This is a genomic window from Embleya sp. NPDC056575, from assembly GCF_042793325.1.
Lineage (GTDB): Bacteria > Actinomycetota > Actinomycetes > Streptomycetales > Streptomycetaceae > Embleya.
The window spans coordinates 123,972-131,945 of sequence record NZ_JBHTVA010000031.1 but is presented as its reverse complement, the minus strand read 5'-3'; the positions used below and the strand labels follow the sequence as shown (position 1 = coordinate 131,945).

The window sequence follows — 7,974 nt, the reverse complement described above, 5'->3', positions numbered from 1 at the left end:
CGGTGGTCGCCCGCAGCCGCAGCCTCGGCACCAGCGAGATGTGCCGGGGCGCGTGCCCCTCGTCGCCGTCGTCGAGCCGCGCGGCAAGGAGTTCGACGGCGATCCGGCCGACCTCGTGCTTGGCCGGCGCGATCGCGCTCAGCGGCGGGTCGGCCAGCGCGGCCACCTCGTCGTCGTAGGCGATCAGCGCCAGGTCGCCGGGCACGTCCAGGCCCGCGGCCCGCAGCCGGGACACCAGCAGCAGCGCGTCCTGGTCGTTGTGCACCAGCGCGGCGGTGGCGGCGCCGGTACGGGCCGCCTCGATCACCCGCGTCACCGCCCGGTCGAAGCCGTCCGCGTCCTCGCCCGGGTGCGGCGTCTCCACCCCGGCCGGATCCGGCGGGGTCAGCCCGAGCGCGGCCATCGCGGCGGTGTACCCGGCATGCACGGCGGGCGTGGTCGGGCTGCCCGACCGGGCCACGAGCAGGATGCGCCGGTGGCCGAGCGTGCCCAGCCGGCGCACCGCCTGGGCGGCGCCGAGCGCGTGGTCGGAGGCCACCCGGTCCAGGTGTTCCAGCCCGGAGCCGATCTCGGCGCGGCGCTCCACCAGGACCACCGGCACCGGCAGGCTCCCCATCCACGCGTCCTCGCCGCCCGGTCCCGGCGCGCGCGAGGGGGTCAGCAGCAGTCCGTCCACGCCGCCGCGCAGCAGCTGGTCGACCTGATCGCGGTCCTCGGCGGGCAGATAGCGCGAGATGCCCAGCACGAGCCGGCCGCCGATCGCCTCGACCGCGTCCCGGGCGCCGCGCACCACCTCCGGGAAGTAGTAGGTGGCGGACGGGACGAGCATGCCGATCGTCGGGCCGTCGTGGCCGTTCGCGGGAGGCCGGCCGGTGGTGGGCGCGGCCGGGCGCGCATGCGGCAGCGTGGCGCCGCCGTGTACCCGCGCGAGCAGCCCGCTCGCCACCAGCGCGGTGACGTCGCGCCGCACGGTGACCAGGGAGACGCCCAGCTCCTCGGCGATCTCCACCACCTTGACGCTGCCCCGCTCGCGGGCCGTCCTGAGAATGAGTTCCTGCCGCTGTTCCGCCAACACCGTGGACATCGTCCTTCCGAGTCGCGCACGCCTGCGCCCGGCGTGCCCCCCTGGCGTCCGGCTGCTGTCCGGCCGCCGCCTCAGCCTAGGGCATCGCCATTCGATTTTGATTGAAAAGGATCGTTCGATCAAACCGACTCTTGACCTGATCGATCGACCCCACCTAGCGTGTCGACGGCCGAACGGGTCGAACGGTCGATCGGTCGGCGCGAGCACGCCGACGGCCGAACCGCCGAGTCGAGGAGATCCGTGAACACACCGCACCCCTTCGTGCTCCCGCCGGAGGACCGCACGCTGAGCCCGTACACCGGCTGGACGCGCGCGCACTGGGAAGCGGTGGCCGACGGCCTGCTCGCGGCGGTGCGCCCGTACCGCTCCCCCGGCGGCGCGCTGATCACCCTGCCGGGCCGCACCAGCTGGTCGGGCGCACGCTCCGACGGCCTGGAGGGCTACGCCCGCACCTTCCTGCTCGCGGCGCTGCGCGCGGCCGGTGCCGCGGCCTGCGGCCGGCCCGTCCCGGCCGGCCTGCTCGAACCGTACGCCGACGGTCTGCGGGCGGGAACCGCCGCACCGGGCACGGCGGATCCGGAGTCCTGGCCGGCCGTGGTCGACCGCGGCCAGGCGATGGTGGAGGCCGCGTCGGTGGCGCTGGCCCTGCATCTGACGAAGGCCCACCTGTGGGACCGGTTGGACGAGCCCACCCGGGAGCGGGCCGCCGACTGGCTGGCGGGCGCCCTGCGGCACGAGCCGGTGGACAACAACTGGTGGCTCTTCCCGGTCGCGGTCGGCACCTTCCTGGAGGCGGCCGGCCGATATCGCGAACAGGCCCGCACGGCGATCGAGCGCGGTTCGGCCCGGATCGAGGACTGGTACGTCGGCGACGGCTGGTACACCGACGGCGCGGGCCGCTACTTCGACCACTACAACGGCTGGGCCCTGCACCTGTACCCGCTGCTGTGCGCGGTGGTGGCGGGCGAGCCGCTCGATCCGGTCCGGCGCGAGCGGCTGCACACGTTCCTGACCGGCTACGGGCGCCTGTTCGACCGCGCCGGCGCGCCGCTGCACCAGGGGCGCTCGCTGACCTACCGGTTCGCCGCGGCGGCGCCGTTGTGGCTGGGCGCGCTGGTGGACGCCACGCCCTACTCCCCCGGCACCACGCGGCGGCTGGCGAGCGGCGTGTTGCGGCACTTCCTCGATCGGGGCGCCGCGGCCCCGGACGGCCTGCTGTCCCTGGGTTGGTACGGCCCCGACCCGGCGACCGTGCAGTCCTATTCGGGCTCGGCGTCGCCGTACTGGGCGGCCAAGGGCTTCGTCGGGCTGCTGCTGCCCGAGGACCACGAGGTGTGGACCGCGACCGAGTGCGCGGGGCCGGCCGAGACGGAGAGCGCGGAGAGCGGGTTCGGGCTGCCCGGGCCGGGTCTGCTCGTACACTCCGGCGGGGGCTCGGCGCGGTTGCTCAACCACGGCGCCGACCACCAGCCGGCCGCGCCGAGCGGCGAACTCGCCCCCGACGACCCGCTGTACGCCCGCCTGTCCTACTCCGCGGCGACCGGCCCCACCCGCGACGGCGACCTCGCCGACAACCACCTGGGCCTGGTCCTCGACGGTCGGGTCACCGAGCGCGGCCGGGTCGAGCCGCTGGGCGCCGGGTCGCACTGGGCGGCCTCGGCGCACGTACCCACACTCGACGGGAAGCCGGTTCCGGACACCCGGGTCGTGTCGGTCGCCGTGGTGCGCGGTGCGTACGAGGTGCGCGTGCACCGGGTCCAGGCGCCGGCCGGTACGGCGGTGCGCGAGACGGGATGGGCCCCGGCGGCGGCGTCCGGCGCGGACCTGCGCTCCTCGGCGGACGGGCCGCGGGCGTGGGTGCGCACCGACGCCGTACACGCCGACCTCACCGGTCTGCTGGGCTGGGACCGGGCCACGATCCACCCGGCGCCGCACGGGACGGCGTTCGGCGCGGCGGCCGAGGTGGCCGCACTCGACGGTGTCGCGACGACCGGCCCGCTGGTCACCGCGCTGTCCCTGACCTGGGCCGACACCCCGCCCGGTCCGGCGCCGCGCGTGACGGAGCCGGCGCCGGGCGCGGACGCCGGGTGGGGTGTGGACATCCGGTGGGGCGACGGTGCGGTCGGCCGGGTGCGCGTGTCCGCGTCGGGAGAGTGCTCGGTCGCCCACGAACCGGCCTGACGGCCGGGGAGGTTCAGGTCTTCGGCAGGCGGCGCACCATCAGCGTGTTGTCGATGCGGGTGACCGGCCGGCCCTCGGGGTCGTTCTGGACGCGCTCGTGCTCCTCGCTGCGCAGCACCTCCCACTCCCCGTCCGGGAGTTCGAGCGAGGCCAGCACCTCGTCGGGCGTGGGGAGCGCCATGTCGGGCGTCGGGGCGGTCTCCCACGGCGGCAGTCCGCAGTGCCCGACGACCAACAACACCCCGCCCGGGGCGACCGCCGCGACCGCCTCGCGCAGGATGCGGTCGCGGTCGATGCCGGCGTGCGAGTGCAGGAAGTGCGCCGAGATCAGGTCGAAGTCGCCCTCGGGGAACGTCTCGTCCAGGTTGTGCCACTGCCAGTCGACCAGGTCGGCGACCCGCGCCTCCTCGGCGTGGACGGCGGCCCTCTCCAGGGCGATCCGGGAGACGTCGACGCCGGTCACCCGCCAGCCGCGTCCGGCCAGCCAGATCGCGTCGGCCCCCTCGCCGCAGCCCAGGTCCAGGGCCCGGCCGGGCGGCAGGTCGGCGGTCTCGCGGACGAGCGCGGCGTTCGGCTTGCCGCTCCAGATCCGCTCCTTCTCCGCGTAGCGCGCGTCCCACGACTCGGCGGGCGTGAGCGGGGCGGTCGACGGCTCGGCGGTCGGGGGCTTGTCGTCGGTCATCGCGGACGTCCTCCAGGGCGATGGCGGTGTGCCCGGTCGGCGCGACCGGGCGGGCGGCGCGTGGTCCGTCGCCCGTGCGCATGGTCCGCCCGGCGGGGGTCGCGTGACAAACCTTGTTGCCGAGTCGGCAAACGGGGCCTGCCGGAGGCAGGGCATCGCGAACGTGCGTGGGCCGGTGGGCCGCCGCATCGCGGTGACCCACCGGCACGTTCGCGATGGTGTGCCGTCCGAACCGCCCGGGCCACTCGGGCTGCTCGGGCTGCTCGGGCTGCTCGGACTACTCGGGCTGCCGGATCAGAGCGTCACATCCGTGCACTGGTAGAAGGCGTTGCCGGTGTCCGCGATGTCCCAGACCGCGAGGACCACGGCCCGGCCGCTGCGCCCGCCGGGGATCGTGCCGGTGTGCGAGACGACGGAACCCGGCTGTACGCCGTTGTAGGGGACGGTCAGGAAGGGGGTGCTCTCCAACTGGGCCCGGGTGATCTTCTGGCTGGGCGACCAGCTCGCCTTGGTGATGAAGTAGCGGAACGACGTGGTCGCGTGCCGCGCGGTGAGCTTCCAGGTGAAGGTCTTGCTCGAGCCGGAGGCCAGCTGGGAGGTCGGCCACGCGCCGCCACGCGGGTCGTCCAGTTCGGCGAAGCGGCTGTTGCCGCCCGCACACAGGGTGCCGTCGGCGGGGCCGCGGGTGGGGAAGCCCTTGGGGCCCTCGACGCTCTGCGGCTCCCACTGGATCTCGCCGCAGTTGGTGACGGTGCCGTTGGCGCAGTAGGCGGCCCGGCTGGGCGGGCTGGTGACCCACCCGTGGCCGCTGGCGGTGCCGGCCAGGATCAGGGGAACCGAGACGGCCGGCACGGCCATCGCCGTCAGGATGGTCCTTGTACGCATGGAACTCTCCTTGGGGACGAGTGAATGCGAAGGACGTTCGAACGGTCCGGGTCCGCGTCGCACGCCTCATTTCACCGCGTGTTCACATCCGTATTACGTTCCTCAAGTTAAGAGGTCCAGACCAATCGGTCAATGGTTCGGACGCCGGCGCGGGTAACGAAGTCCCTTTTGGTACAAGGTGGTTGGTGATCTTCGGGGGGATATCGGGGGGTTGGTGATCCCCGACGTCAGCCGCGCCCGGCCGGTTGCCCGGACTCCGGCGCCAACACCTCGAGTTCGGCCATCGCCCCGACGGTGATCTCCCGGGTCAACCGCTCGGCGGCGACCGCGTCGCCCTCGCGGATCGCCTCGGCGACCCGCACGTGCAGGGTGACGGCCGGCGGGTCCGGGTCGGGGAACATCACGTGGTGGTGGGTGCGTCCGCTCAGCACCTCGGCGACCACGTCGCCCAGGCGGGCGAACATCTCGTTGCCGGAGGCGGTGAGGATCTCCCGGTGGAAGGCGATGTCGTGCACGAGGTATGCCGGCAACCGCCGACCGCGCGAGGTGGAGACCATGCCGAGCGCGTGCCCGGTCAGCGCGGCGCACTGGGCCGGCGTGGCGAACCGGGCGGCCAGCGCGGCGGCGGCGGGTTCGATCGCCGAGCGCAGTTCGGTCAGCGACCGCAGTTGGCGCGGACGGTCGGCGCCGGCCAGGCGCCAGCGGATCACGTACGGATCGAAGACGTTCCACTGCTCGGGCGGGCGTACGGTGACGCCCACGCGCCGGCGCGACTCGACCAGCCGCATGGATTCCAGCACCCGCACGGCCTCGCGGACCACGGTGCGGGAGACCTCGAAGCGCTCTTCCAGCTCGTCGGTGCGCAGCACCGTGCCCGCCGGGTAGGCGCCGGCCGCGATGGCGGGCCCGAGGGATTCCAGCACCTTCATATGCAAGCCCCGGCCCTCGTTCTCCATGGCGTCACCCTACTGGGCGGGGCCCGCCGAGCCGATGCGATTATGTATTACTTAATTGCATCGAAGGCTTGATTAAGTACTACCTTTGGGTTTGGGTATGGGACGGCGCCCGGCACGAGCCGGGCCGGCCGGGCCGAGACAGCGAGGTATCGATGAGCGCACCCCACGTCGTGGTCGTCATGGGTGTGTCCGGCACGGGCAAGTCCACCGTCGGTCGCCTCCTGGCCACCGAACTGCGGGTGCCCTACGCGGACGCGGACGACTTCCACCCGCCCGCCAACATCGCCAAGATGTCGGCCGGGATCCCACTGGACGACGTGGACCGCGCACCCTGGCTGGACGCCATCGGCGACTGGCTCGGCGCACACGCCGACACCGGAGGCGTGGTCGGCTGCTCGGCCCTCAAGCGGGCCTACCGCGACCGGCTGCGCCGCGCCGCGCCCGACGCGATCACCGTCCACCTCGCCGGCGACCGCGCCCTGATCGCCGAGCGGCTGCACGAGCGCACCGGCCACTTCATGCCGGAGACGCTGCTCGACTCGCAGTTCGCCGACCTGCAACCACTGGAGCCGGACGAAGCGGGTGTCTCCCTCGACATCACCCCCGGCCCGTCCACCCTCACCGCCCAGGCCGTCGCCGCGCTGCGCCGCCTGGAGATACCGCGCAATCCGGACACACACCGGAATCCGAATCAGGGAACCCCATGAGCACCATCGACCTGCCGGCACTGGCGGCGGCTCCGGCCGCGCCGATCACCTCGGCCGGACACGCCCAACTGGGCCTGGCCGTCCTCGTCGGCATCGGCGTCATCGTCCTGCTGATCGGCAGCCTCAAGCTGCACGCCTTCCTCGCCCTCACCATCGGCTCGCTCGTCCTCGGCGCGGTCGCCGCCGCGCCGATGGACAAGACGATCGCGAGCTTCACCTCCGGGCTCGGCTCCACTGTCGCGGGCGTGGGCGTACTGATCGCGCTCGGCGCGATCCTGGGCAAACTCCTCGCGGACTCCGGCGGCGCCGACCAGATCGTGGACACCATCCTGGCCAAGGCGAGCGATCGCACCATGCCGTGGGCGATGGCGCTGATCGCGGGCATCATCGGGCTGCCGCTGTTCTTCGAGGTCGGCGTGGTCCTGCTGATCCCGGTGGTGCTGCTCGTGGCCAAGCGCGGCAACCACTCGCTGATGCGGGTCGGCATCCCGGCCCTGGCCGGCCTGTCCGTCATGCACGGCCTGGTCCCGCCGCACCCCGGGCCGCTGGCCGCGATCGACGCGATCCACGCCGACCTGGGCGTGGTGCTCGCGCTCGGCGTGGTGGTCGCCATCCCGACGCTGGCCATCGCCGGCCCGCTGTTCGGCCGCTACGCCGCCCGCTGGGTGGACATCGCGCCGCCGGAGCAGCTCACCCCGGAGCGGCCCTCGGAGGAGTTGGAGCGCCGGCCGAGCTTCGCGGTCACCGTGTCCACCGTGCTGCTGCCCGTCGTACTGATGCTCGGCAAGGCCCTGGTCGACATCGTCGTGGACGATCCCGCCGACCGGGTCCAGCGGGTCGCCGACGTGGTCGGCTCACCGCTGATCGCGCTGCTGTCCGCGGTGCTGGTGGCGATGTTCACCCTCGGCCGGGCGGCGGGCTTTCGCCGCGACCGGCTCGCGAGCACCGTCGAGAAGGCGCTGTTGCCGATCGCCGGGATCCTGCTCATCGTGGGCGCGGGCGGCGGCTTCAAGCAGACCCTGGTCGACGTCGGCGTGGGCCGGATGATCCTGGACATCTCCGAGGACTGGTCCATCTCGCCGCTGCTGTTGGCCTGGCTGATCGCGGTCGCCATCCGCCTGGCCACCGGATCCGCGACGGTGGCCACCATCTCGGCGGCCGGCCTGGTGGCACCGCTGGCGGCGGACATGAGCACCACGCACACCGCCCTGCTCGTTTTGGCCGTGGGCGCCGGGTCGTTGTTCTTCAGCCACCTCAACGACGCCGGGTTCTGGTTGGTCAAGGAATACTTCGGGATGAACGTCGGACAGACGATCAAGACCTGGTCGCTGATGGAGACGATCATCTCGGTGGTCGCAGGCGGCTTCGTGCTGTTGTTGTCGCTGGTGTTGTAGCCCGACGAAGGTCGTGGCCCACCAAGGGTCCCCACCGATCGCCGGAGCGACGGACGCCGGCCGCGCCCCGGCGCCGGGTCCACCG

7 protein-coding genes are annotated in these 7,974 nt (G+C 73.4%); 3 read left to right on the top strand and 4 right to left on the bottom strand.

The window, feature by feature from the left end; genetic code table 11:
• Nucleotides 1-1,084: substrate-binding domain-containing protein (locus ACFRCG_RS24820; protein WP_380034911.1), on the bottom strand; the 1,084-nt coding region annotated here is incomplete at its 3' end.
• Between the two features lie 240 nt (nt 1,085-1,324).
• On the opposite strand from ACFRCG_RS24820, the gene ACFRCG_RS24815 reads away from it, so the two are divergent.
• On the top strand, nt 1,325-3,265 hold the full coding sequence (locus ACFRCG_RS24815) for a DUF2264 domain-containing protein (RefSeq protein WP_380034908.1): 1,941 nt from the start codon (nt 1,325-1,327) through the stop codon (nt 3,263-3,265).
• A 13-nt stretch (nt 3,266-3,278) separates the two neighbouring features.
• Here the strand turns inward: ACFRCG_RS24815 and ACFRCG_RS24810 are convergent, their stop codons facing one another.
• The 3 genes from ACFRCG_RS24810 to ACFRCG_RS24800 form a co-directional block, all read right to left on the bottom strand.
• Nucleotides 3,279-3,947 carry a class I SAM-dependent methyltransferase gene (locus tag ACFRCG_RS24810; protein WP_380034905.1) on the bottom strand — a complete coding sequence of 223 codons (669 nt, stop codon included), beginning with the start codon at nt 3,945-3,947 and terminating at the stop codon, nt 3,279-3,281.
• 294 nt (nt 3,948-4,241) lie between these two features.
• Nucleotides 4,242-4,832 carry a lytic polysaccharide monooxygenase gene (locus tag ACFRCG_RS24805; protein ID WP_380034903.1) on the bottom strand — a complete coding sequence of 197 codons (591 nt, stop codon included), beginning with the start codon at nt 4,830-4,832 and terminating at the stop codon, nt 4,242-4,244.
• A gap of 227 nt (nt 4,833-5,059) precedes the next feature.
• Nucleotides 5,060-5,788 carry a FadR/GntR family transcriptional regulator gene (locus ACFRCG_RS24800; protein WP_380034900.1) on the bottom strand — a complete coding sequence of 243 codons (729 nt, stop codon included), beginning with the start codon at nt 5,786-5,788 and terminating at the stop codon, nt 5,060-5,062.
• 152 nt (nt 5,789-5,940) lie between these two features.
• Here ACFRCG_RS24800 and ACFRCG_RS24795 point away from each other — a divergent pair, with 152 nt between their 5' ends.
• Together ACFRCG_RS24795 and ACFRCG_RS24790 are read left to right on the top strand one after the other, a co-directional pair.
• Nucleotides 5,941-6,495, top strand: a complete 555-nt coding sequence (locus tag ACFRCG_RS24795) for a gluconokinase (RefSeq protein WP_380034897.1) — start codon at nt 5,941-5,943, stop codon at nt 6,493-6,495.
• Nucleotides 6,492-7,889, top strand: a complete 1,398-nt coding sequence (locus tag ACFRCG_RS24790; RefSeq protein WP_380034895.1) for a gluconate:H+ symporter — start codon at nt 6,492-6,494, stop codon at nt 7,887-7,889. Before ACFRCG_RS24795 ends, ACFRCG_RS24790 begins: the two co-directional genes overlap by 4 nt.
• Nucleotides 7,890-7,974 lie beyond the last annotated feature (85 nt).

Excerpts from the sequence above, each read along its gene's own strand:
- ACFRCG_RS24800 (WP_380034900.1), bottom strand. The coding sequence starts at position 5,788 with ATGGAGAACGAGGGCCGGGGCTTGCATATGAAGGTGCTGGAATCCCTC.
- ACFRCG_RS24805 (WP_380034903.1), bottom strand. The coding sequence starts at position 4,832 with ATGCGTACAAGGACCATCCTGACGGCGATGGCCGTGCCGGCCGTCTCG.
- ACFRCG_RS24790 (WP_380034895.1), top strand. The coding sequence starts at position 6,492 with ATGAGCACCATCGACCTGCCGGCACTGGCGGCGGCTCCGGCCGCGCCG.
- ACFRCG_RS24795 (WP_380034897.1), top strand. The coding sequence starts at position 5,941 with ATGAGCGCACCCCACGTCGTGGTCGTCATGGGTGTGTCCGGCACGGGC.
- ACFRCG_RS24810 (WP_380034905.1), bottom strand. The coding sequence starts at position 3,947 with ATGACCGACGACAAGCCCCCGACCGCCGAGCCGTCGACCGCCCCGCTC.